Source organism: Streptomyces flavofungini, assembly GCF_014650815.1.
In the GTDB taxonomy this organism is placed as follows: domain Bacteria; phylum Actinomycetota; class Actinomycetes; order Streptomycetales; family Streptomycetaceae; genus Streptomyces; species Streptomyces flavofungini.
In genome coordinates, this window is record NZ_BMVR01000007.1 from 166,573 (window position 1) to 189,944 (window position 23,372).

The following is a 23,372-nucleotide window of genomic DNA, read 5'->3' on the forward strand; positions in this document are numbered from 1 at the left end:
TGGTGCGCATGGATGACCGACGGGAGGGCCGCCCGGTTGCATCGGCTCCGACATTCGGGTGACCCGGCGGGAGCAGGTGCTCAACCGGCGGGCACGAGGCCGGGTCTGACGCCGCGTCGGATGGGACCGGCGGCGCTCGCCCCGCAGCGCGTACCCGCCGCCTCCGCCCTGGCGCGATCCAGCCCGCTTTCCCCGCGCTCCCCTTGACATCCGCCCGCGCCGCCACGACGCTCCATCTCGCTCGTGTTAACGCTAACACCGGGCCGGGACGCACCCGGGAGAGCACCTGGGGGGCCATCCATGTCAGGCCGCACGCCCAGCACGCCGAGTTCACCTGGTACGCCCAGCACGTCCGCCGCGCCCACCGTCACCCGCCGCGCCCTCCTCACCGCCTCCCTGGCCACCGCCACCCTCGGCGCCTGCGCGACCGCCTGCGGCACCGCATCGGGCCAGCCCGCGGGGAAGGTCGCCGTGTTCGGGGACAGCGCGGCCTGGTCGGCGCCGATGGCGGCGGCGGGGGCGGCCATGAAGTCGGTCGCGGGCCTGCGGCTCGTCCCGGAGATCAACCCGTCGCTTGAGGCGTTCGAGCAGGTGGTGAAGTCCTCGCTGCGGACGAGCAAGACCCCGGACCTGCTCAAGTACTGGTCGGGCTACCGGCTCCAGGACCTGGCCCGCACCGGCGGCATCGCCGACCTGACCGACCAGTGGGACACCGCCGTCGGCCGGGGCTGGGCCGACCGGTCCCTGCGCGAGGCGTTCACGTACCGCGGCCGGGTGTATGGGCTGCCGATGAACCTCGCGTACTGGGTGTTCTTCCACAACCCCGAGGTGTTCGCGGAGCACGGCCTGAAACCCCCGACGACCTGGGCCGACTTCCTGCTCGCCGCCGACCGGCTGCAGCGCAACGGCATCACCCCGCTGCACGGCACGGCCGACGGCCGCTGGCCCTCGTTCATCTGGTTCCAGGAGATCCTCAGCCGCCAGGACCCCCAGTTCTACGACGACTTGATGAACGGCCGCGAGAAGTACACCGACCCGCGCGCCGAACGCGCCCTGCGCACCCTCGCCGGGTACGTCGACAAGGACTGGTTCACGCCGATGGACATGAACCACGTCGACGCCGCCGCGGCCGTCGTGCACGGCAAGGTCGGCATGCTGCCGTGCGGCACCTGGCTCGGCTCGACCCTCACGGCCGCGGGCGGCAAACCCGGCAAGAACATCGGCGCGTTCGTGCTGCCCATGGCGGACCCCGCGGCCCGGCCCGCCGTCATCTTCGAGTCCAGCGCCCTGGTCGCCACCGTCAAGGGCCCCGACCGCACCGAGGCGCTGAAGGCCACCGGGTACTGGCTGCACCCCACCGTCCTGAAGACGTTCTCGCACACCCTCCAGGACGGCTGCCCCAACCCGCGGGTCCCCGCCGCCAACCCCGTCATCGCCTCGCTGGCCGAGAAGGTGCGCGGTGACCGGCTGCGGCTGCTCAACCGGTTCTGGGAACAGGGCCCGCCCGAGCTGGTCGAGGCGACCGTCGACGACCTCGCGGGCTTCCTGCTGAACCCGTCCTCGTACCGGAAAGTGCTGCGCACCATGCAGGAGCGCGCGGACGACGCCTGGAAGGTGTGGCGGGAGGCGGCGCGGACATGACCGAGACCGTCACCCCCGCAGCGGCCACCTCGGCGGTCAAGGCGCGCGGCCGTCGCGTCCCCATCCGCCGTCGCGTCCCCACCCGCACGCCCCACCAGGCCGTCCGTCCCGGCACGCGCCTCGGCGGGCCGCTGGCCGCGCTGCCCTGGGCGCTGCCCGCGTTCGCTTTCGTCGGCGTCCTGCTGGTGTACCCGTTCTTCCGCAGCGTCTACGGCAGCTTCTTCGAGGACAACGGGTTCACGAGCAGCTACACCGGAATCGACAACTACACGCGGCTCGCCGACGACCCCATCTTCGGCCGCTCGCTGCTCAACACCCTGATGTGGGTGGCCGGGACGCTGCTCCTGCCCGTGCTCCTCGGCCTGCTGATCGCCGTCGCCACGCACCGGACGCGGTTCGGTGGCGCCGCGCGACTCATCATCGTGCTGCCGTTCGCGATCTCGACCGCCGCGACCGCCGTCCTGTGGAACTTCATGCTGACGTCCGACGGTGCCGTCAACCAGTTCCTGCGCTCCGTCGGCCTCGACTCCTGGGCGCAGACCTGGCTCCTGGAGTGGCCGCAGAACACGCTCGCCCTGATCGTCGCGTCCACCTGGCAGGCGACCGGCATCAACGTCGTGCTGTTCGCCATCGGCCTGCGCGCCATTCCCCGGGACATCGTCGAGGCCGCCCAACTGGACGGTGCGAGCGGCTGGCGGATGTTCCGGTACATCACACTTCCGCAGCTGAGGGCGGTGACCGTCGTGGTCGTGGGCATGGCCGTGGTGAACAGCCTGAAGGCGTTCGACATGATCTGGATCCTCACCAAGGGCGGCCCGTCGCGGTCCTCGGAGACCCTCGCCCTGACCATGTACCGCGAGACGTTCCGGCTCTTCCACGTGGGCTACGGCTCGGCGATCGCCCTGGTCCTCACCGTGATCGTCGTCGTCTCGTCCTGGGCGTACCTGCGCCACCAGATGCCCGACACCGGCTGGGCGAAGAGCTGAGGAGGGGGGTGGCCGTGGGACGCGTCGTACGTGATCTCTTCGTCGCCGGCTGCGTGGCGTTGTGGCTGATCCCGCTGTACCTGCTCATCGTCAACGCGCTGACGCCCGCCACCGCGTACGAGGGCAGGCCCGACTGGACCTTCCAGGGCTTCGACTTCGTCGACAACGCCCGCACCGCCTGGACCGAGGCGGGCATCGGGGACAGTTTCCAGGCCTCGCTCCTGTACTCCGTGGTGTGCGGCCTTCTCGCCGTGCTCGTCGCCGCGATGGCGGCCTTCGCCGTCGTCGTCCTGCCCATCCCCAGGCCCGCGTTCTGGTTCTGGCTGATCTACTCCGGCACGCTGTTCCCGCTGCAGATCTTCCTCGCGCCGCTCTTCGGCCTGTACGCCGACGCCAACCTGTACGACACCAGGCTCGGCCTGATGCTGGTGTACGTGGCCTGGGCGATCCCCTTCGCCTTCTTCCTGATCCGCAATCAGATGACCACGATGCCACCGGAGCTGACCGAGGCCGCCCTGATCGACGGGGCCTCCTTCGGGCGGATCTTCTGGCGCGTCCATGTGCCCCTGATGCGGGCCGGACTCGGCGCGGCCTTCATCTTCCAGTTCACCGCCGTCTGGAACGACCTGCTGCTCGGCATCACCCTCAGCCGCAGCGCCGACGTCCAGCCCGTGATGGCCGCCCTCACCACCCTCAACAACGCCTACTCCTCCGCGGGCCCGCCCGTGATCCTCGCGGGCGCGCTGATCGTGTCCGCGCCCACCCTCCTGCTCTTCCTGGTGTTCCGCGGCCTGTTCCTGCGCGGCATCACCGCCTCCGCCCGCTGACCCGCCCTCCCTGCCCCGCCGACTGCCCCGGGAGAGATCCGTATGACGACACGGGCCCTGGTCCGCACCACCGACTGGGACAACGACCGCATCCGCGCGAGCCTGCGCGCGTCCGTGGTCAGCGCCGAGGGAGCGCTGAACGGCCGCGTGCTGAGGCTCACCGAGGAGCCCCTGATGCGGCGCGCCGCCGACGGGACGCTGCTGCAGTCGCTGCGCGTCGAACCCGTCAACGGGGCGTCCGTACCGGAGGAGTTGGAGGTCCGCACCGAGTCGGGGTCCGCGCTGCGCACCGAACGCGTCCCCGGGCCCGGCCGCGCAGTGCGGCTGCTCGTGCCCGCCGTCACCGCGCCCACCCGCGTCACCGTCGCCCTGCCCGGCGGCGGCGAGGCCATCGGCGTATCGCTGACACCGCAGCGCCAGTGGACCATCCACCTGGTGCACCACTCGCACCTCGACATCGGGTACACCGACCCGCAGGGGCGGGTCCTGAACGAGCACCTGTCCTTCCTCGACTCCTGCCTGGAGCTGACGCGGACCACCGACGACTGGCCCGCCGAGTCCCGGTTCCGCTGGTGCGTCGAGTCCCTGTGGTCCTTCAAGCAGTGGGCGGACGCCCGTCCCGTGGAGCAGGTCGAGGAGCTGATACGCCGGGTGGGGGAGGGGCGCATCGAGCTGACGGCACTGCCGTTCAACCTGCACACCGAGACCTGCTCCACGGACGAGTTGCACGAACTCCTGCGCCTGGCACACGACGTCCGCGACCGCTACGGAGTGCGCTTCACCTCCGCGATGCAGACCGACGTGCCCGGCGCGGTGGTGGGCCTGGTCGACGCGCTCGCCGCGGCGGGCGTCAGCTATCTGTCCGTCGCGCACAACTGGGCGGGCCGCTCGGTGCCGCACCTGGTCGGCGGCGAGAAGCTGCCGAGGCTGTTCCGGTGGCGGGCGCCGAGCGGCAACAGCGTCCTGGTGTGGATGACCGACACCCCGCACGGACTCGCCTACATGGAAGGCCCGCTGCTCGGCTTCGACACCGCCTACACCGACGTCGACGACCTGCTGCCCGCCTACCTCACCTCCCTGGCCAGTCACCCCTACCCCTACCGCGGCGGCATCTTCGGCTGGGCCATGGACCAGGAGGACATCAAGCGCGAGCCCTACCCCTGGGACGTCCTGCACCTGCGCGTCCAGGGCAAGTTCGGCGACAACGCGCCGCCGCGCCGCATCATCGCCGACACCGTGCGGCGCTGGAACGAGACCTGGGCCCACCCCCGGCTTCGGCTCTCCCGCAACGAGGACTTCTTCCTCGACGCCGAGGCCAGGCTCGGCGACGAGATCGCCACCTTCGAAGGCGACTGGACCGACTGGTGGGTCGACGGGGTGGGCGCGGGGGCACAGCCGCTGTCCCTGGCCCGCACCGCCCAGTCCGCGGTCGCCGACGCCCAGACCATCGGCGCGTTCGCGTCCCTCCTCGACGCCACGGGGGCCGAGGACGACACGCGGGACGCCGCCGGGGTCTATGAAGCGGTGTCGCTCTTCGACGAGCACACCTGGGGCGCCGGCGACCCGTGGACCCACGGCGACGAGGGCGGCCACTCCGGTGAGCAGCAGTGGCACTGGAAGTACGGGCAGGCGCTGCGCGCCCACGACGACGGGACGTCGCTGCTGCACCGGGCGGGCGCCCGGCTCGGCCAGCGGCTCGCCGCCGCGCCGGGCGCCCTGGCGACGTACCACGTCGTCAACACCTGCTCCTGGCCGCGCACGGACGTCGTGCGGATCTTCCTGCCCGAGAGCAGCGTGCCGCTGGCGCACGCCGTGGCCGTTCGGGACGGCCGCAGCGGCCGGCGGCTCGCGCACGAGGAGCGGGCGCAGACCAACGAGGATCACCGGGACGCCGGGCGGTTCCTCGTCGTGCGGGTCGACGAGGTACCGCCCGCCGGTTCCGTACGCGTCGACGTCGTCGCCGCCGACACCGACCCCCACGACACCGCCGCGACCCCCGTCGTCAAGGCGGCCACCGGCTGGAACCCCACCGGCGGCACCGACCGCGAGAACCCCGCCGACACCGCCGCCCGGGCCCACGCCCACCCCCACCCGACGCTCATGGAGAACGAGCACCTCGCCGTCCGCGTCGACCTCGCGCACGCGTGCGTCGCCTCGGTCATCGACAAGTCGACCGGCCGTGAACTCGTCCGCACCGACCCCGTCGTCGGCTTCAACGGCTACTTCCACGACAGCTACACCACCTCCGGAGGGTTCAACCACAACTCCAGCCGCACCACCGCGTCCGACCGCCTCGAACACCTAGGGACCCGGGCCGTCGCCCCGCCCGCCGCCCTGATCGCCCGGCACTCCACGGCGACCGCCGAGACCCTCACCTACGAGACCCGCCCGGCCGGCGCCAACCGGCTGCGCACCACGCTGACCCTGCCGCGCGGCGTGCCCCGCCTCGACATCGAGAACCGCCTCGACAAGGACCGCACCCTGGGCAAGGAGAGCGCCTACTTCGCGTTCCCCTTCGCCTTCGACGACCCGGTCGTCCACATGGAGGCCTCCGGCGGCGTCACCGGCACCGGCCTGCCGGTGGTGCCGGGCTCCGCGCGCCACATGCGGGCCGTGCGCCGCTGGGTGACCCTCGCGGACGACGGGGGAGCGGTCGCCTGGTCCTCGCAGGACGCGCCGCTCGTCCAGTTCGGCAACGTCGCGCTGCCGTACGCGCCGTTTCCGAAGACCCTGGGTCACGACGAGCCCGCCACCGTCTTCTCCTGGATCCACAACAACCTGTGGGACACCAACTTCCCCAGCCAGCAGGGCTTCGAGTTCACCTTCCGCTACAGCGTCGCGTGCGCGCCCACGGCCGACGGGCTCGGGCCGCGCACCGCCGCCGCGTTCAGCCGTCCCCTGCGCGCGGTACGCGCCCGGGGCCGGGCCGGTGCCGCGGCGCCGGTGACGCACGCCTTCGTCGAGCTGGCCGACCCGCGGGTGCGCCTCGTCGGCGCGACGGTGCCGCGGCCCGGTGAGGTGCTGCTGCGCCTGCAGTCGTTCGCGCACGAGCCGGTGGACTGCCGCGTCCTGACCCGCTTCCCGGTGGCCGCCGCGTACCGGGCGGACTACCTCGGCACGAAGGGCGCCGCACTCGACCACGCCGACGGCGCGACGACACTCGCCGTCCGGCCCCTCGCGACGGCGGCCCTGCTCCTCGTACGGCCCTGAGATCACGGACCCACCGCACGAAGAACCACCGCAGGAACCACCGCACGAAGGAGAACGCGTGTACCGGCTCGACCCGCGGTACGGCCCGGCACCGGGGGCCGTGATGGCCGCCGGCTGGCGCGCCGTGGCCGCACACCTGCCCGCGGTCCCGTCGACGATCGCCGTCGACGGGCCGCCGTCCGTGGACTTCGCCCGCCTCGCCGCCCGCCTCACCGCCGAACTGGCCGCCACCGGCGTGCGGGTGGACACCCTCGACGTGACCGCCCACCACGCGCCGCCCGACGAGGTGCGCCGCCGCACCGACGACGGCACCGACGACCCCTACTACCGCGCCCTCGCGGACAACCCCCTCACCGACCTCTTCGACGCCCTCCCCTGGCCGGACCCGCCCGCGGACCGCCTGCTGCTGGTGCACGGCCCCGGCGCGGCGCTCGTCCCGCACGACCGCCTCTGGTACGCGGACGTGCCCAAGCGGCACGCGGAGGCCGCCGTCGCCGCGGGACACGGCCGGAACCTCGGGCTCCCCGGCGAACCGGCGGACCTCAGGCGCCTGTTCTACATCGACTGGCCCCTGCTCGACCGTCACCGCGACGCCCTCGCCCCGCGCGTCGACGCCTGGCTCGACCTGCAGCACCCGGACCACCCCGTCTACGTCGACGGGCCCGGCCTGCGTGCCACCCTCCGCGCCCTGGCCCGCCGCCCGGTCCGCACCCGCCCGTACTTCAACTCCACGCCATGGGGCGGACATTGGGCCCAGAAGGTCCTCGGCTTCAACCCCGGCGCCCGCAACACGGCACTCGGCTACGAACTCATCGCCCCCGAAGCGGGCGTCCTCATCGGCACCGGTCCCGACCTCCAGGCCGAGGTCCCCTTCCAGCTCCTGTGCGTCCTGCACCCCGACCAGCTGCTCGGCCCGGACGTGCACGCCCGCTTCGGCACGTCCTTCCCGATCCGCTTCGACTACCTGGACACCGTCGACGGCGGAAACCTGTCCGTGCACTGCCACCCCCGCGAGCGGTACATGCGCGAGCGGTTCGGCTGGCCCTACACCCAGCACGAGACGTACTACATGACACTCGGCGGGCCCGGCGGCCGCGTCTTCCTGGGGCTGCGCGAGGACACCGACGTGGACCTGTTCCGCAAGGAGGTCGAAGAAGCGGCGCGGGACGGCGTGCCGATGGACCCCGAGGACCACATCCAGACGTTCCCCGCCGCGCAGGGCCGCCTCTTCATGATCCCCGCGGGCACCCCGCATGCCAGCGGCGCCGGGAACCTCGTCCTGGAGATCAGCGCGACCCCCTACCTCTACAGCCTGCGCTTCTACGACTGGCTCCGCCCCGACGCCGACGGCAACGCCCGCCAACTCCCCTACGCACACGGCTTCGCGAACCTCGACACCGACCGCCGCGGCGAGACCGTCGCCCGTGACCTCGTCCAGGAACCCCGCCTCCTGCGCTCCGGCGACGGCTGGCAGGAGGACGTCATCGGCACGCTGGAAGAGATGTTCTACGAAGTACGGCGGTACGCCCTGGACCCGGGCGCCGTCGCCGACGACGACACGGCGGGCCGGTTCCACGTCCTGAACGTCGTGGAGGGCGAGGGCGTGGAGATACGGACGGCTGCGGGGGACCGGCACGCGCTCGCGTACGCGGAGACGCTGACGGTTCCCGCGGCCGTCGGCGCGTATCGGATCGCGGCGTGCGGCGGGGCGGCGAAGGTGGTGAAGGCGCTGGTGCGGCCGTTGGCGGCGGCGGGGCAGGCGTGCCGCCCCGGCCCGGCGCGCCGGGCCGGCGGCCGGTCCCGCCGGGACGCGGGCCGTTGACGCGGGCCGTCCTCGAGATCGGCGGCACGCACGTGACCGCCGCGCTGGTCGACCCCGGGCGGGCCCGCGTCCTGCGCCGGGCCCACCAGGGCCTCAACCCGCGCGGCACCGCCGAGCACGTCCTCGGCACGGTGGTGCGCTGCGCCACGCGGATCGACGCGTCCGCCGCCGAGCTGTGGGGCGTCGCCGTGCCCGGACCCTTCGACTACGACAACGGCATCGCACGCTTCGAAGGCGTCGGGAAGTTCGACGACCTGTACGGCATCGACGTGGGGTCGGTGCTCCTCGACGGCGTGTGGCCGCGCCCGCGCGGCGCCGTGTTCCTCAACGACGCGCACGCGTTCGCCCTCGGCGAGTGGTCGGCGGGCGCGGCCCGCGGTCACCGGCGCTGCGTGGGCGTCACCCTCGGCACGGGCGTGGGCTCGGCGTTCCTGGCGGACGGGCAGGTGTGCCGCGACGGGCCGGGGGTGCCGCCGCTCGGCCGCATCGACCTCGTGCGGGTGGCCGGGCGGCCGCTGGAGGACTCGGTGTCGCGGCGGGCCCTCCTCGCCCGGTACGGGGACCGCCGCGCGGAGGTGCACGACATCGCCGCGCGGGCACGGGCGGGCGAGGCGCACGCGGGCCACGTCCTCCACGAGGCCCTGACCGCTCTCGGCACGGCCCTCACCCCGTACGTGCGGGACTTCGAGGCCACGGCACTCGTCGTGGGCGGAGGCCTGGCCCGGTCCTGGGACCTCGTCGGGCCCTCGCTGCGCGGCGCGTTGGGAGATACTCCGGTCACCCTGTGCGCCGGGGCGCTGGGCGCGGACGCGGGGCTCGTGGGGGCTGCGGTGTACGCGGGGACGGGGTGACGGGGTGACGGGCGAGCCTTTGGGGGGAGGCAGGGAGGGAGCCGTCGGCACAGGTGAGGAGCGGCCGTCGGAGGACGTAGGAGAGGGACCGTGGGAGTCCGTGAGGAGCGGGCCGTCGGAGCACGGAAGGGACCGAGCGGTCGATGCGCGTGCGGAGCCACCCCGCCCGGGTACGCAAGGTCCGAGCCGCCGGAGCACAGGAAGCGCGAGCTGCCGGGGCCCGGCAGGAGCGAGAGGAACGCGAGCCCATGCCCGCACCACATGACTCCAGGACCGGGCAGCCCCCCACCCTGCGGGACGTCGCAGAGCGCGCCGAGGTCAGCGCGATGACGGCATCCCGGGTCCTGCGCGACGACCCGCGCGTGCTGCCCGCGACCCGCGACCGCGTCCGCGCGGCGGCCGCCGCCCTCGGCTACCGGCCCAACGAGGTGGCCCGCAGCCTCCGGCTGGGCCGCGGCACGGGCCTGGTCGGCCTGGTCGTCACCAACCTCGCCAACCCCTTCTACTCGCGGCTCGCCCTCGGCGTCGACTCCGTCGTGGCGGCCGACGGCCTGAAGACGGTCATCGGCAACACGGGCCAGGACCCGGACGTCGAACGGGACTTGGTCGCCGACCTGGTGGCCCGCCGCGTCGACGGCATCATCGCCGTGCCCGCGGGCTCCGGGCAGAGCCACCTCGCCGCGGCGGCGGCCGAGGGCGTACCGGTGGTCCTCGCCAGCCGCCCGCCCGAGGGCTTCGCCGCCGACTGCGTCCTGGTCGACGACTTCGGCGGCGCCCGCGCGGCCACGGCCCTCCTCCTCGCCCGCGGCCACCACCGCGTCGGCTTCCTCGGCTCACCGCCCGCCGTGTACACCGGCACCGAGCGGCTGCGCGGCTACCACGCCGCCCACGCCGCCGCGGGCCTGACTGCCGACCCCCGACTGGTCCGGCAGGGCCAGACCGAACCGGCCGAGGCCGAGCGCGCCGCCGCCGGCCTCCTCGCCCTGGCCGAGCCGCCGACCGCGCTGTTCTGCTCCAACAACCGCAACACCATAGGAGCCTTCCGGGCCGTCCGCGCCACCGGCACGGACACCGCCCTCGCGGGCTTCGACGACTTCGAACTCGCCGACGCGCTGGGGCTGCCGCTCACCCTCGTCACGTACGACAGCGACGAGTTGGGGCGCACGGCGGGGCGGCTCCTTGTGGAGCGGGTGCGGGAGCGGCGGGGTGGGGACGTGGGTGGCCACCGGCGGGTGGTGATGCCCACGGGCCTGGTGGAGTACGGGAGTTGAGTGCGTCGTACGGCCGGTGCGGCACTGTGGCCCTGGCCCTCCGGCCTCAGCACGCGAAGGTCGGCGCCGACCGGGACAGAATCGCCGACACGGGCTCGGCCTGCCAGATCGCGCGCAGCTCCGCCGACAGCGCGTCCGTCAGCTTCGCCACGTCCGCGGGGGCGGACTCGTGCAGCGCCTCGATGACGATCAGGACGTCCGACGTGCCGGCACGGACCGCCGAGTACCCGCTCTGCCGGTTCGTCCAGCGCCTGGCGTGAGCGCGGCGGGCCTCGTCGGCGAAGATCACCTCGCGGGGGTCGGGGTGCTCCTCGGCCCCGCCGAACGTCTCGTAGACCTCGTCCCCGTCGGCGTACCGGACTTCGAGGTCGCCGGAGATGAGGGTGAGGTCGAAGACTCCGACCGGGATGCCGTACGCGATCGACGCGGCGTTGCAGAGGTCGATCAGGGGGTGGATGCGGGGCAGGGAGCCCTCCTTGCGGAAGCGGCGCAGGAGGGACTCGGAGGCACAGCGGTACTGCGTCGGCTTGAGGCCCATCGCGCCGAAGGCGCGCCGCCAGGCCCGGACCTCGGGCAGGCCGCTCTCCTGGGTGCCGGAGAGCCGCTCGGCCGCCGCCGCGCCGAACGCGGCGACGGGCCGGTCGACCGACGCGTCGGCGGTGATGCCCCGAGTGCAGATCACCCCGGGGGCGAGCTGGGGGAAGTCCTGCCAGAGGTCGCTCGCATGCTGGAAGTGCACGGTGTTTCCGTTCGGGAGAAGGGCGGGGAAGGGGGCGGGGGCGTCGGGGGCGGGGGTGTTCGGGTGGCGGGGCGTACGGGGCCGGGTGTCGTCAGAGGAAGGCGAGCTTGACGCCGAGCGCGGCGAACGCGCCCGCGAAGACGCGCCGCAGCCACGCCAGCACCCGGGGGCGGCCCATGACGTGGTCGCGTACCGCTGCGGCGAAGACCCCGTACAGGGCGAACACCACCAGCGTCACGAGCATGAAGCAGGCACTGAGGTAGGTCATGCGCAGGACGGCGTGGGGCTCGCGCTTGTCGACGAACTGCGGCAGGAAGGCGAAGAAGAAAAGGGTGAGCTTCGGGTTGAGGAGGTTGAGCAGTACGGCCGAGACGATGACGTCGGCTGCCGAGCGCGGCGCGCCGTCCCGCTCGGCCGCGAGGTCGCTCTTGTCGCGCAGCGTCTTCCACGCCATGAAGAGCAGATACGCCACGCCCAGGTACTTGAGCGTCTGAAAGGCCAGCGCGCTGGCGTTGAGCAGCGCGGCGAGGCCCGTGAGCGCGGCCAGCATGTGCGGCACGATGCCCACGGTGCAGCCGACGGCCGCCACCACACCGGCACGGGTGCCCCGCGAGAGGCCGGCCGCGACGGTGAACAGCACGCCGGTGCCGGGCGTCACGGTCAGGACGAGCGTGGTCAGCAGGAACTCCATGACGTGACTCTCCCGCCATAATGGATCGATGAACAGGTCCAAAGGATCTCCCTCCGACAGGTCCATAACGCTGGTCGGCCGGACCGTGGCCGCGTCCGACTTCCTGCAGCTGAACCCCGCCGAGGCCCCCAGGGGCGGGATGTCGGACTGGCTGGCCCGGCAGATCCGGCGCGCCGTGGCCGAGGGCCTGCTCCCGGCCGGGAGCAGGCTGCCTGCCACCCGCGTGCTCGCCGATGAGCTGGGCGTGTCGCGTGGCGTGGTGACCGAGGCGTACCGGCGGCTGACGGAGGACGGGCACGTCGAGGGGCGGGGGAGGGCGGGGACCGTGGTGCTGGCCGCGCCCCTTGCCCGCCCGACGGAGGACCGCCCGACGGAGGGGCGTGCGTCGGAGGGTCGCGCGTCGGGGCAGGAGACGGCGGGGCGCCGTTCTGCGGGGCACCGGCCTGCGGGGCGCCGGACCGGTGCGCGTGACGGTGGGGCGGAGGAACGGGCGCTGTTCGGGGACCCGCTCGACACGGGCGTCTTCGACGCGCTGCGCGCCGCACCCGCCCGCGTGGACCTCTCGCCCGGTCTGCCGGACCTCGCCGCGTTCCCGCGTGCGGCGTGGCTGCGCGCCGAGCGTGCGGTGCTCGCCGGACTCGTACCGGCGGACTTCGGCTACGGCGACCCGCGCGGCACCCCGGCGCTGCGCCGCGCCGTCGCCCGCTGGCTCGCCCTGAACCGCGGGATCGCCGCCCACCCCGACGAGGTGCTGATCGTCGCGGGCACCGCCCAGGCGCTCGGCCTGCTCGCCCTGGTCCTCAAGGACGAGGGCGTCACGCGGGTCGCGCTGGAGGACCCCAGCTCCCTGGGCATCCGGCAGCACCTGCGCAACTCCGGCCTCCAGTCGCCGCCGGTGCCCGTCGACGAGCGGGGCGTCCGCGTCGACCTCCTGCGCGCCACCGGAGCCCGTGTCGCGCTGCTCACCCCCGCCCACCAGTTCCCCACCGGCGTCGTCCTCGACGGCGTCAGGCGGCGTGAACTCGCGGACTGGGCCCGGGACGGCGGACTGATCATCGAGGACGACTACGACGCCGAGCACCGCTACGACCGCCCGCCCGTGCCCGCCCTGCGCTCCACCCTCGCCGACCACGTCGCCTACGCGGGCAGCGTCTCCAAGCTCCTGGCGCCCGCCCTGCGCGTGGGCTGGTTGCTCGCCCCGCGCCGCTACCGGGACGCGCTCGTCGACGCCAAGCGCTTCGCCGACCTCGGCAACGCGGCCCTGCCCCAACTGGTCCTCGCCCACCTCATGGAGTCCGGCGAACTGGAGCGCCACCTGCGGTTCCTGCGCCGCCGCCACCGCGGTCGGCGCGACGCCATGATCGCGGCTCTCGCGGACCGGCTGCCGGGCGCCGTCGTCCACGGTGCCGCCGCGGGCCTGCACCTGACCGTGACCTTCGAGGGCGCCGCCGACGACATCGCCCTGGCCGCGGCGGCCCTGGAACGCGGCGTCAAGGTGCAGCCCCTGTCCTGGCACGCGCAGCGCCCGGGGCGGCCCGGCCTCGTCCTCGGCTACGCGGCGAGCACCCCGTCGGACATCCGGGAGGGCGTGGCGGTCCTAGGCGACCTGCTCCACTGAGCCGAAGCCGAAGCCGAAGCCGAAGCCGAAGCCGAAGCCGAAGCCGAAGCCGAAGCCGACACCGGTGCGGGCGGCAAACGTACGGACGCCTCTTCTGCCAGAAGCATTGACGAACCGTCACCCTCCTTCTACCTTCGACGCGTCCAAGTCGTACGTCATATATGAGACGTGATACGTGAGAGCCGAAAGGCAGGCATGACGTCCGCGCCCGTACCGATCCCCTCCCGCACCCAGTTCGTCCAGGACGCGATCAAACACCGCATCCTCACCGGGCAGTTGACGCCGGGACAGCCCCTGGTCGAGACCGAACTCGCCGCACAGTACGGGGTGTCCAAGACGCCGGTGCGCGAAGCGCTCAAGACACTGGCCGGTACCGGGCTCGTCGTGATGAACCAGTACAAGGGCGTCACGGTGCGCAGGGTGGACGCGGACATGGCGCGCGAGGTCTACGACGTACGGCTGCTGCTCGAACCGGAGGCACTGCGGCGCACCGTGCGCCGCGGCGCCTCCCTGGACGCCGCGGGCGAGGCGCTGACCCGCGCCGACGCGGCCGCCGACACCGCCGAACGCTCCCTCGCCAACCGGGAGTTCCACCGCGCGCTGTACCTGCCGTGCGGCAACCCGCTGCTCGGGCGGATGCTCGACGAGGTCCGGGACCAGGCCGCCCTGGTCTCGGCGGTCGCCTGGGCCGCCGAGCCGTCGTGGCGGCGGGAGGCCGCCGAGCACCGCGAGGTCCTGCGGCTCGCCCTGGCGGGCGACGGCGACGGCGCGGCGCGCGCCCTGCACGCGCACATCGCGTCGTTCGTGGAGCGGGCGTTTCCCGGGGGCGGGGCAGTCGAAGCCCTGGGCGCCGCCGTGTCCGCGGCTGCTGTGAAGAACGGGGACTAGCGGCCGATCTTGCGCTTGTTCCAGACGTCGAAGCCGACCGCCGCCAGCAGCACCAGACCCTTGATCACCTGCTGGTAGTCCGTGCCGATGCCGACCAGCGACATGCCGTTGTTGAGGACGCCGAGGACCAGGCCGCCGATGACGGCGCCCATCACGGTGCCGACGCCGCCGCTCATCGAGGCGCCGCCGATGAACGCCGCCGCGATCGCCTCCAGTTCGAAGTTCAGGCCCGCCTGCGGGGTGCCCGCGTTCAGCCGGGCCGCGTACACACAGCCCGCGAGCGCCGCGAGGACGCCCATGTTCACGAACACGAGAAACGTGACGCGCTGGTCCCGCACACCGGACAGCTTCGCCGCGGCCTTGTTGCCGCCGAGCGCGTACACATGACGGCCGACGACCGCATGGCGCATCACATAGCCGAGCAGGATCAGCAGCCCGCACATGATGAGCATGACGACCGGCACGCCGTGGAAGCTGGCGAGGGTGAGGGTGAAGGCCACGACGGCGGCCGTCATCGCCACGCACTTGGCCACCCACAGGCCCGTCGGCAGCAGGTCGAGGGCGTACGCCGACTGCCGCTCGCGGTCGCGCCACTCGCGCAGGAGCAGCAGCGCGATCGCGGCGAGTCCGAGCAGGAGCGTGGGGTTGTGGTACTGGGTGTAGGGGCCCGTCTCCGGGATGAAGCCCTTGGCGATGTTCTGGAAGCCGTCGGGGAACGGCGCGAGCGACTGGCCCTCCAGGACGATCTGGGTGAGCCCCCGGAACGCCAGCATCCCCGCGAGGGTGACGATGAACGACGGGATGCCGAGGTAGGCGATGAAGAAGCCCTGCCACGCCCCGGCGACGGCCCCGATGAGCAGGCACAGGACCAGGGCCGGCACCCACGGCATGTCGTGCTTGACCATCATCACCGCCGCCATGGCGCCGACGAAGGCGACCAGCGAGCCGACGGACAGGTCGATGTGGCCCGCGATGATGACGATCATCATGCCGATGGCCAGGATGAGGATGTAGCCGTTCTGCTGGATCAGGTTGGAGACGTTGTTCGGAAGCAGCAGCGTGCCGTCGGTCCAGATCTGGAAGAGGACGACGATGAAGGCAAGGGCGATGAGCATGCCGTACTGGCGCATGTTCGCGCGGGCGCTCTCCAGAAGCACCTCACGGGCCGAGCGTGCCGGTGGCGCCGACGCGGCGGAGTCCTTGGGCGGGTTGGTCGTGGTGGTCATGGCGGGCCTCAGCTTCTGTCCATGGTCATGTGGCGCATCAGCACTTCCTGGGTGGCCTCGCCGCGGCTGACCTCGCCGGTCAGGCGGCCCTCGGCCATGGTGTAGATCCGGTCGCACATGCCGAGGAGTTCGGGCAGCTCGGAGGAGATGAGCAGCACGGCCTTGCCGCGGGCGGCGAGCTGGTCGATGACGGTGTAGATCTCGTACTTCGCGCCGACGTCGATGCCGCGCGTCGGCTCGTCGAGGATCAGCACCTTGGGGTCGGAGTGGATCCACTTGCTCAGCACGACCTTCTGCTGATTGCCGCCCGAGAGACGGCCCACCTGCTCGAAGACGGTCGGCGCCTTGATGTTCATGGTGGTGCGGTAGCGCTCGGCGACGGCCCGCTCGTGGTGCTCGTCGACGAAGCCGCGCCCCCCGGGCCCCGGCGGCCGCATCCCGGGCAGCGAGGCCAGGGAGATGTTGCGGTTGATGGTGTCGACGAGGTTCAGGCCGTAGTGCTTGCGGTCCTCGGTGACGTACGCGAGCCCGGCCGCCACCGCGCGCGGCACGGTTCTCGTCACCGCCTCGCGCCCGTCGACGGCGACGCTGCCCGCGACGTGGTTGCCGTAGCTGCGCCCGAAGACGGACATGGCCAGCTCGGTGCGGCCCGCGCCCATCAGGCCCGCGATGCCCACGATCTCGCCGTGCCGCACGGTCAGCGACACGTCGTCGACGACCGTGCGCTGGTGGTCGACCGGATGGCGCACCGTCCAGCCGCGCACCTCCAGGGCGATGTCGCGGTGGCCCTCGAAGGGCGTGCGGTCGGGGAAGCGGTGGTCGAGGTCGCGGCCGACCATGGCGCGGATGATGCGGTCCTCCGACAGGCGGGGCTCGGCGGCGGGGGTGTCGCGGACGGTGAGGGTCTCGATGGTCCGGCCGTCGCGAAGGACGGTCACCGCGTCCGCGATCCGGCGGATCTCGCCCAGCTTGTGGGAGATGACGATGCAGGCGATGCCCTGCGCGCGCAGCTCCAGGATGAGGTCGAGGAGCTTCGTGCTGTCCTCGTCGTTGAGCGCGGCCGTCGGCTCGTCGAGGATGAGCAGCTTCACCTCCTTGGCCAGGGCCTTGGCGATCTCCACCAGTTGCTGCCTGCCCACGCCCAGGTCGGCGACGGGCGTCTGCGGCTTGTCGCGCAGGCCCACGCGGTTGAGGAGCCGGGCGGCCTCGCGCAGGGTGGTGTTCCAGTCGATCAGGCCGCGCGCCGTGGTCCGTTCGTTACCGAGGAAGACGTTCTCGGCGATGGACAGATACGGCACCAGGGCCAGCTCCTGGTGGATGATGACGATCCCGTGCCGCTCGGCGGCCCGGATGTCCTTCAGGGCCACCGGCTCGCCCTCGAAGCGGACCTCGCCGTCGTAACTGCCGTGCGGGTGCACGCCGCTGAGGATCTTCATGAGCGTCGACTTGCCCGCGCCGTTCTCGCCGCAGATCGCGTGGATCTCTCCGGAACGCACGGTCAGGTTCACGTCCGACAGCGCGGTGACGCCGGGAAACGTCTTCGTGATGGCGCGCATCTCCAGGACCGGGCCGCTCGCTTCGACCGCCCCACGCGTTCCAGTCGCCGCGTTCACTTGAGCTGTCCCGTCGTGAAGTACCCCTCGCGCACCAGCAGATCGGTGTTCTTCCGGTCGACGCTGACGGGCTTGAGGAGGAAGGCGGGCACGGTCTTCTTGCCGTTGTCGTAGTCCGTGGTGTTGTTGACCTTCGGCTTCCTGCCGTGGAGGACCGCGTCGCCCATCCGCACGGCCTGCGCGGCGAGCTTGCGGGTGTCCTTGAAGACGGTCTGGGTCTGCTCGCCGCGGATGACGGACTTCACCGACGCCAGCTCCGCGTCCTGCCCGGTGACGACCGGCAGGTCCTTTCCGGAGTAGCCCGCGCTCTTGAGGGCGGAGATGACGCCGATGGAGATCCCGTCGTACGGGGACAGGACCGCGTCGACCTCGCGGTCGCCGTAGTTCTTGCTGATGAGGTCGTCCATGCGCTTCTGCGCGGTGCCGCCGTCCCAGCGCAGCGTGGTGGCCTGGCTCATCCTCTTCTGCCCGCTGGGCACGACAATCTGGCCGGTGTCCAGATAGGGCTTCAGCACCTTCATGGCGCCGTTCCAGAAGTACTTGGTGTTGTTGTCGTCCGGTGAGCCCGCGAACAGCTCGACATTGAACGTCTCGTCCGTGCCCTTCTCCGGCTCACCGAGGCCGAGGCGGTCGACGATGTACCGGCCCTGCAGTTCGCCGACGCGCTCGTTGTCGAACGAGGCGTAGTAGTCGACGTTCGGGGTGCCGAGGATGAGGCGGTCGTACGAGATCACGGGGATGCCCGCCTCGTGCGCCCGGTCGAGGACGTCGGTGAGCGCCGAGCCGTCGATGGCGGCGACCACCAGGAGCCGGTGCCCCTTAGTGATCATGTTCTCGAGCTGGGCGACCTGGTTCTCGACCTTGTCGTCGCCGTACTGCAGGTCGGTCTCGTACCCGGCCTTCTTGAACTGCTCGGCCATGTTCTCGCCGTCGGCTATCCAGCGCTCCGAGGCCTTGGTGGGCATGGCGAGCCCGATGGTGCCGCCCTTGCCGTCGTCGGGCTTGTAGCGGCTGCCGCCCCTGGCCTCCTGGCCGCAGGCGGTGAGGCAGACGGCGAGCAGCACGGCGCTCGCGGAGGTGCGGAGGGTGCGGGTGCGCATGGGTCAGCTCCCTTCCGGGACGGGGAAGCGGCGCAGCTCGCCGGGCAGTCGGGAGCCGAGCGGCGACATCCCGCCGTCCGCGCCGTGCCGGGCCAGCAGGTCGAGGACGAGCCGGCCGCGCCGCACCCGCTCGCGCGCGCTGGCGAGGGTGTGCTCGCGCAGGTGGGCGCCGTAGGGGTAGACGCCGGGCGACTTGCTGAGCCCGAACTTGAGGTAGAGCGGGGCGCCGCGCCGGATCAGCTCGGCGGCCTCGTACATGCGCACGTAGCCGCCGAGGTCGTCGGGCGCCTCGACGTACATGTCCATGGGGGCGCGGCTGACCCGCCGGATCTCGGTGAGGTGGTCCACCGTGAGGTCGGAGGGCACATTGAGGGAGTCGGCGCCCAGATGCTCGTACACGGCGTACGCGGCGGGGTTGACCGGCCCCGTGAGCGCGGACAGCTTCAGCGTGGTGTCGGCGGACAGCAGGCCCTCGAGGCGCAGCCGGTGCAGCGTCCACAGCACGCCCTCGTCGGCGACCAGCAGACAGCGCACCCCCAGCCCGGCGGCGCGCAGGGCGTCCTCGACGCACCCGGCGAGCGCGTCGTGGCCCCGGGCGCGGAGCCCGGCGCCGCCGGAGTCGGTGCGGGTGGAGCCGCCGATGTCCCAGGTGCCGCGCGGTCCGGTGAACAGGCACAGCTCGATGTCCCGCTCGGCGCACGCGTCGACCATCTCGGTGATCTCGTCGTCGGTGAGCATCCAGACACCGCTGCCCTGGCTGATGCGGTGGACGGGCACATCGAACCGGGCGCTCGCCTTGAGCACGGCGGACAGCGCCTCCGGACCCTCCACGGACGGGACTTCGGTGCGCCAGGTGCCGCCGTCGGGGAACGCGTGCGGCGAGGCGTCGGCCGGTTCGACGCGGGGCGTGGGGTGGCCGATGCGGGCGAGTGCGTCGGCGCCGGGGCGCCGGGGTACGGACTGGGCGGTCACAGAACTCCTCAGTACGGTTCGAAATCTCGGACGTTGGTCGGAAGTGAGGGCGAAGAGGAGGCCCGTCCGGCGCTTGCGGACGAGCCCGCAGGGCGATCGGCGGCACGCGGGCCGGCGGTTGCGCGACACACTCCACGGGCCCGGTCGGCGGCCCTCAGGGACGCAGCAGCACCTTCCCCGTCTTCGGATCCCCGGAGCCGACCAGCGCGACGGCCTCGGCGAACCGCTCCAGGGGGAACTCGTGCGTGATGAGCGGCGCCGGGTCGAGCAGCCCGAGGCCGAACGCGCGGACCGCGTCCGACCAGGCCGAGGAGGGCGCCCCGAAGACGGAGCGCACCTCCAGCTGGCTCAGCGACAGATGCGCCGGATCGATCCCGGTCGCACCCGGGGTGAACATCCCCGTGAGCACGACCCGGCCGCCCCGGCGCGCGAGCAGACACGAGGACGCGGCCGTGGGCGGCGCCCCCGCGGTCTCCACCACCAGGTCGAAGCGGCCGTGCAGGGCCGCCGCCTCGTCCGGTACGAGGGACGCGCTCGCCCCGAACGTCAGGGCCTGCTCCCCGCGCGCGGCCCGCGGATCGACCACGACCAGCTCGGCCGGGTTCGACGCGGCGAGCAACTGCACCGTGAGCAGCCCCAGTGTGCCCGCGCCGACCACCGCGACGCGCTCCCCGGGCCGCGGCCGCCCGGCCCGCACCGCCGCGGCGATCACGGCGGCGGGTTCGAGCAGCGCCGCGGCCCGCAAGTCGGCGTCGTCCGGCAGCGGGTGCAACAGCCGCGCCGGAACGGTGAGATGGTCGGCGAACGCGCCCGGCTCGGTGAACCCGGTCTCGGCGTACCCACCGGTGCACAGGCTGGTCTCGCCGCTCCGGCAGCGCTCGCACACCCCGCACGCCCGGAACCCCTCGGCGACGGTCCTGCGGCCCACCAGCCCGGCGGCCACGCCCGCGCCGACCGCCTCGACCGTCCCGGACCACTCGTGGCCGGGGACGAGGGGGTAGCGGACGTACGCGGCATCGCGGTGACCGTCGTACACCTCGCGGTCGCTCCCGCAGATCCCGGCGGCGGCGACCCGGATCAGGACCTCGCCGGGGCCGGGCACGGGGACCTCGCCGTGGACGAGGAGGTGCGCGCCCGGCCGGGGTACGACGAGCGAGCGGCTGGCGCCCGCGGGGGGAAGGCCCGCTTCGGCGCCGGTCGCTCGCCGGGGCGCGGCGCCGTCGGTCGTGCGCGGGCCGCTCACTTCGGCGCCCTCTGCTCCCAGCCCTCGGCCCACAGGTCGAACCGGGCCTGCCGCTGCGGGAACTCGGCGGCCGCCTCGGCGTCGAACTCCACCCCGAGGCCGGGCGCGTGCGAGATCGCGAAGCAGCCCGTCTCCGGGTCGACCTCGGGCGCGCCGCGCACCACCTTCTTGATCTCCGCGTCGGCGAAGTCGTTGAAGTGCTCCAGGATCTTGAAGTTCGGGGTGCAGGCGGCGAGTTGGAGCGAGGCGGCGGTGAGCACCGAACCGCCGACGTTGTGCGGGGCCACCAGCGTGTAGTGGGTCTCGGCGGTCGCGGCGAGCTTGCGGGTCTCCAGGATGCCTCCGATGTGGCCGAGGTCGGGCTGGATGATGTCGGCGGCCTGGGACTCGAACAGCTCGCGGAACTCGATCCGGTCATGGATCCGCTCACCCGTCGCGATCGGCAGCTCGACCTGGTCCGCGACCTTCTTGAGGGCCTTGAGGTTCTCCGGCGGCACGGGTTCCTCCAGCCAGGCGGGCCGGAACGGCGCCAGCTCCCGGGCCAGGCGCACCGCCGTGGCCGGGCTGAACCGGCCGTGCATCTCCAGCATCAGCTCGGCGTCGGGCCCGATCGCGTCCCGCACGGCCTCGATCAGCGACACCGCGTAGCTGCTCTGCTCGTGGTCGAGCTCGAAGTGCCCGGTCCCGAACGGGTCGATCTTCAGGGCCCGGTAGCCGCGCGCCAGCACCTCCTTCGCCGCCCGGTGGTACGCCTCCGGGGTGCGCTCGGTGGTGTACCAGCCGTTCGCGTACGCCTTGACCCGGTCGGTGACCCTCCCGCCCAGCAACTGCCACACCGGCACGTCCAGGGCCTTGCCCTTGATGTCCCAGCAGGCCGTCTCGACGACCGCGATGCCGGACATCACGATCTCCCCGGCCCGCCCGTAGTCGCCGTACTTCATCCGGCGCACCAGGTCCTCGACCGCGAACGGGTCGGACCCGGCGATGTGGTTGGCCTCCGCCTCCCGGAGATACCCGATGAGCGCGTCGGTGCGCCCGAGCATGCGGGTCTCGCCGACCCCGGTGAGGCCTTCGTCGGTGTGGACGAGCACATAGGTCAGGTTGCGCCAGGGCGTCCCGACGACGTGAGTGCTGATTCCCGTGATGCGCACGGCAGTTGACCCCTAGCGTCTGTTCGAGATTTCGTCACGCGTTCGAAAAGGTGGCGTGACCGTATTCAGGCCATGCGGAGGGTGTCAATGGGTCGCGCGCCGCTCGATTGCGGCGGACCATTGTCCGGTCAATGAGGGTGTGGCTAGCCTGTGTTCGTGATGCCGGTCAGTGGCCGGAGTTTCGAACGACAAGGGGTGGGTGAGAACCATGGGGCGACTCGTTCCCGCGGTGACCAGGGCACTGGACGTACTCGAACTGTTCCTGGAGGGCGACGGCACGCTCTCGGCGCCGGACATCACCCGCAAGCTCCAACTGCCGCGCACGACCGTGCACGAGCTGGTCACCACGCTCGCCGCCCGCTCCTACCTGGTGTCCCTGCCGGAGCAGCCGGGCCGCTATCGCCTCGGCGTACGCGCCTACCAGCTCGGCAGCCGGTACGCGGAGCAGCTCGACCTCGCCGCCGAGGGCCAGCAGGTCGCCCGGGAGGTCGCCGAGACCTGCGACGAGACCGTGCACGTCGCGATCCTGGAGGACCTGGACGTCATCTACATCGCCAAGGTCGACTCCACCCACGCCGTCCGCATGGTCTCCGCCGCGGGCCGCAGGCTGCCCGCGCACTGCACCGCCGTCGGCAAGATGCTGCTCGCCTCGCTGCCGCCGGACGAGCTGGCCCTGCGGATGGCGGAGGAGGGCGAACTCGTCGCGATGACCCACCACAGCATCACGGACCCCGACGCGCTGCACGCCGCCCTCGCCGCCGTCCGCGAGCGGGGCGTCGCCACCGAGCACCGCGAGTCCAACCCGGACGTGAGCTGTGTCGCCGCCCCCGTGCGCGACAGCGCGGGCCGCGTCGTCGCCGCCCTGTCCATCTCGGTCCCCATGATCCGCTGGACCGAGGACCGCGAGAGGGAACTCGCCGACCTGGCCGCCAAGGGCGCCGGGGACCTCTCGGCCCGCCTCGGGCACCGGGGCGGCAGGCACTGAGGGCGAGTGGCGCGCCCCGGCCGCGCGAGGTCCCGCACGGGGCGACCGGTCGGGCGGGCGCGCCCTAGGACTCCTTGGTCGTGAAGACGCGCTCAAGGAGCGCGAACAGCGTGGCCCGTTCCTCGTCGTCGAGCGCGGCCAGGCCGGCCGTCGTCGCGTGCATGGTGGCGCGGATGGTGTCGATGGTCTGCTCGCCCTCGGGGGTGAGGACGACGTTCTTGACGCGGCGGTCGCCGGGGCTGGGCTCGCGGCGGACCAGGGCGCGCTTCTCCAGGCGGTCCACGATGCCCGTCATGTTGGAGGCGTCACAGGCCAGCGTCTCGGCGAGCACGCGCATGGCGGCGGGGCCGCGGCGCAGCACGGTGAGGGTCTTCGCCTGGCTCGCCGTGAGGTTCTCGCGGGCGGCCGCGGCCGTGAAATCGCCGTAGTAGGCGCCGAGCGACACCGAGAGCAGCTCCATGAGCCGGCCCGTGCCGATGCGGGGGTGTCCTGGCATGTGATCCACCTTACGCCCAGAAACTTGACCATCTCAAATATT

At 72.7% G+C, this 23,372-nt stretch carries 19 protein-coding genes; 10 read left to right on the plus strand and 9 right to left on the minus strand.

Annotated elements, in window-relative coordinates; genetic code table 11:
* Positions 1-300: 300 nt before the first annotated feature.
* The 7 genes from IE274_RS19965 to IE274_RS19995 all read left to right on the plus strand — a co-directional run bounded on the left by IE274_RS19965 (position 301) and on the right by IE274_RS19995 (position 10,608).
* Positions 301-1,641: an ABC transporter substrate-binding protein gene (locus IE274_RS19965; protein WP_190117187.1), complete on the plus strand. Its 1,341-nt coding sequence runs from the start codon at positions 301-303 to the stop codon at positions 1,639-1,641.
* Positions 1,638-2,627 carry a carbohydrate ABC transporter permease gene (locus IE274_RS19970; RefSeq protein WP_190117188.1) on the plus strand — a complete coding sequence of 330 codons (990 nt, stop codon included), beginning with the start codon at positions 1,638-1,640 and terminating at the stop codon, positions 2,625-2,627. The genes IE274_RS19965 and IE274_RS19970 overlap by 4 nt, the downstream gene beginning before the upstream one ends.
* Before the next feature lie 14 nt (positions 2,628-2,641).
* Entirely contained in the window at positions 2,642-3,454 is an 813-nt protein-coding gene (locus IE274_RS19975) for a carbohydrate ABC transporter permease (RefSeq protein WP_190117189.1), read from the plus strand.
* Positions 3,455-3,496: 42 nt separating this feature from the next.
* On the plus strand, positions 3,497-6,664 hold the full coding sequence (locus IE274_RS19980) for a glycoside hydrolase family 38 N-terminal domain-containing protein (RefSeq protein WP_190117190.1): 3,168 nt from the start codon (positions 3,497-3,499) through the stop codon (positions 6,662-6,664).
* A 58-nt stretch (positions 6,665-6,722) separates the two neighbouring features.
* Positions 6,723-8,486 carry a class I mannose-6-phosphate isomerase gene (locus IE274_RS19985; RefSeq protein ID WP_229909672.1) on the plus strand — a complete coding sequence of 588 codons (1,764 nt, stop codon included), beginning with the start codon at positions 6,723-6,725 and terminating at the stop codon, positions 8,484-8,486.
* Entirely contained in the window at positions 8,483-9,337 is an 855-nt protein-coding gene (locus tag IE274_RS19990) for an ROK family protein (RefSeq protein WP_190117191.1), read from the plus strand. Before IE274_RS19985 ends, IE274_RS19990 begins: the two co-directional genes overlap by 4 nt.
* Positions 9,338-9,585: 248 nt before the next feature.
* On the plus strand, positions 9,586-10,608 hold the full coding sequence (locus IE274_RS19995) for a LacI family DNA-binding transcriptional regulator (RefSeq protein ID WP_190117192.1): 1,023 nt from the start codon (positions 9,586-9,588) through the stop codon (positions 10,606-10,608).
* A 46-nt stretch (positions 10,609-10,654) separates the two neighbouring features.
* Here the strand turns inward: IE274_RS19995 and IE274_RS20000 are convergent, their stop codons facing one another.
* A complete protein-coding gene (locus IE274_RS20000; protein WP_190117193.1) occupies positions 10,655-11,347 on the minus strand; it encodes a B3/B4 domain-containing protein in 693 nt (230 codons plus the stop codon).
* Between the two features lie 91 nt (positions 11,348-11,438).
* Positions 11,439-12,038 (minus strand): LysE family translocator, encoded by a 600-nt coding sequence (locus IE274_RS20005; RefSeq protein ID WP_190117460.1) that lies wholly within the window; start codon positions 12,036-12,038, stop codon positions 11,439-11,441.
* Positions 12,039-12,066: 28 nt separating this feature from the next.
* Here IE274_RS20005 and pdxR point away from each other — a divergent pair, with 28 nt between their 5' ends.
* Positions 12,067-13,656 carry a MocR-like pyridoxine biosynthesis transcription factor PdxR gene (gene pdxR, locus IE274_RS20010; protein ID WP_190117194.1) on the plus strand — a complete coding sequence of 530 codons (1,590 nt, stop codon included), beginning with the start codon at positions 12,067-12,069 and terminating at the stop codon, positions 13,654-13,656.
* Positions 13,657-13,851: 195 nt separating this feature from the next.
* A complete protein-coding gene (locus IE274_RS20015) occupies positions 13,852-14,544 on the plus strand; it encodes a GntR family transcriptional regulator (RefSeq protein WP_190117195.1) in 693 nt (230 codons plus the stop codon).
* Here IE274_RS20015 and mmsB read toward each other — a convergent pair.
* From mmsB to IE274_RS20045, 6 genes are all read right to left on the minus strand, one after another.
* Positions 14,541-15,770: a multiple monosaccharide ABC transporter permease gene (gene mmsB / locus IE274_RS20020; protein WP_190117196.1), complete on the minus strand. Its 1,230-nt coding sequence runs from the start codon at positions 15,768-15,770 to the stop codon at positions 14,541-14,543. The two genes, IE274_RS20015 and mmsB, sit on opposite strands and share 4 nt — an antisense overlap.
* Before the next feature lie 8 nt (positions 15,771-15,778).
* Positions 15,779-17,326, minus strand: coding sequence for a multiple monosaccharide ABC transporter ATP-binding protein (gene mmsA / locus IE274_RS20025; protein ID WP_190117197.1), 1,548 nt, complete (start codon positions 17,324-17,326; stop codon positions 15,779-15,781).
* Between the two features lie 53 nt (positions 17,327-17,379).
* A complete protein-coding gene (gene chvE / locus IE274_RS20030) occupies positions 17,380-18,483 on the minus strand; it encodes a multiple monosaccharide ABC transporter substrate-binding protein (protein WP_190117198.1) in 1,104 nt (367 codons plus the stop codon).
* A gap of 3 nt (positions 18,484-18,486) precedes the next feature.
* Positions 18,487-19,455: a hypothetical protein gene (locus IE274_RS20035; protein ID WP_190117199.1), complete on the minus strand. Its 969-nt coding sequence runs from the start codon at positions 19,453-19,455 to the stop codon at positions 18,487-18,489.
* A 154-nt stretch (positions 19,456-19,609) separates the two neighbouring features.
* Positions 19,610-20,698 carry a zinc-dependent alcohol dehydrogenase gene (locus IE274_RS20040; RefSeq protein ID WP_229909673.1) on the minus strand — a complete coding sequence of 363 codons (1,089 nt, stop codon included), beginning with the start codon at positions 20,696-20,698 and terminating at the stop codon, positions 19,610-19,612.
* Positions 20,695-21,849: a mandelate racemase/muconate lactonizing enzyme family protein gene (locus IE274_RS20045; protein ID WP_190117201.1), complete on the minus strand. Its 1,155-nt coding sequence runs from the start codon at positions 21,847-21,849 to the stop codon at positions 20,695-20,697. Before IE274_RS20045 ends, IE274_RS20040 begins: the two co-directional genes overlap by 4 nt.
* A 208-nt stretch (positions 21,850-22,057) precedes the next feature.
* On the opposite strand from IE274_RS20045, the gene IE274_RS20050 reads away from it, so the two are divergent.
* Entirely contained in the window at positions 22,058-22,834 is a 777-nt protein-coding gene (locus IE274_RS20050; protein WP_190117202.1) for an IclR family transcriptional regulator, read from the plus strand.
* A gap of 64 nt (positions 22,835-22,898) precedes the next feature.
* Here IE274_RS20050 and IE274_RS20055 read toward each other — a convergent pair whose 3' ends face one another.
* On the minus strand, positions 22,899-23,330 hold the full coding sequence (locus tag IE274_RS20055) for a MarR family winged helix-turn-helix transcriptional regulator (protein ID WP_229909674.1): 432 nt from the start codon (positions 23,328-23,330) through the stop codon (positions 22,899-22,901).
* Between the last annotated feature and the right edge of the window lie 42 nt (positions 23,331-23,372).

Excerpts from the sequence above, each read along its gene's own strand:
- IE274_RS19965 (WP_190117187.1), top strand. The coding sequence starts at position 301 with ATGTCAGGCCGCACGCCCAGCACGCCGAGTTCACCTGGTACGCCCAGC.
- IE274_RS19970 (WP_190117188.1), top strand. The coding sequence starts at position 1,638 with ATGACCGAGACCGTCACCCCCGCAGCGGCCACCTCGGCGGTCAAGGCG.
- IE274_RS19980 (WP_190117190.1), top strand. The coding sequence starts at position 3,497 with ATGACGACACGGGCCCTGGTCCGCACCACCGACTGGGACAACGACCGC.
- IE274_RS19995 (WP_190117192.1), top strand. The coding sequence starts at position 9,586 with ATGCCCGCACCACATGACTCCAGGACCGGGCAGCCCCCCACCCTGCGG.
- IE274_RS20005 (WP_190117460.1), bottom strand. The coding sequence starts at position 12,038 with ATGGAGTTCCTGCTGACCACGCTCGTCCTGACCGTGACGCCCGGCACC.
- pdxR (WP_190117194.1), top strand. The coding sequence starts at position 12,067 with ATGAACAGGTCCAAAGGATCTCCCTCCGACAGGTCCATAACGCTGGTC.
- IE274_RS20015 (WP_190117195.1), top strand. The coding sequence starts at position 13,852 with ATGACGTCCGCGCCCGTACCGATCCCCTCCCGCACCCAGTTCGTCCAG.
- mmsB (WP_190117196.1), bottom strand. The coding sequence starts at position 15,770 with ATGACCACCACGACCAACCCGCCCAAGGACTCCGCCGCGTCGGCGCCA.
- mmsA (WP_190117197.1), bottom strand. The coding sequence starts at position 17,326 with ATGCGCGCCATCACGAAGACGTTTCCCGGCGTCACCGCGCTGTCGGAC.
- chvE (WP_190117198.1), bottom strand. The coding sequence starts at position 18,483 with ATGCGCACCCGCACCCTCCGCACCTCCGCGAGCGCCGTGCTGCTCGCC.
- IE274_RS20050 (WP_190117202.1), top strand. The coding sequence starts at position 22,058 with ATGGGGCGACTCGTTCCCGCGGTGACCAGGGCACTGGACGTACTCGAA.
- IE274_RS20055 (WP_229909674.1), bottom strand. The coding sequence starts at position 23,330 with ATGCCAGGACACCCCCGCATCGGCACGGGCCGGCTCATGGAGCTGCTC.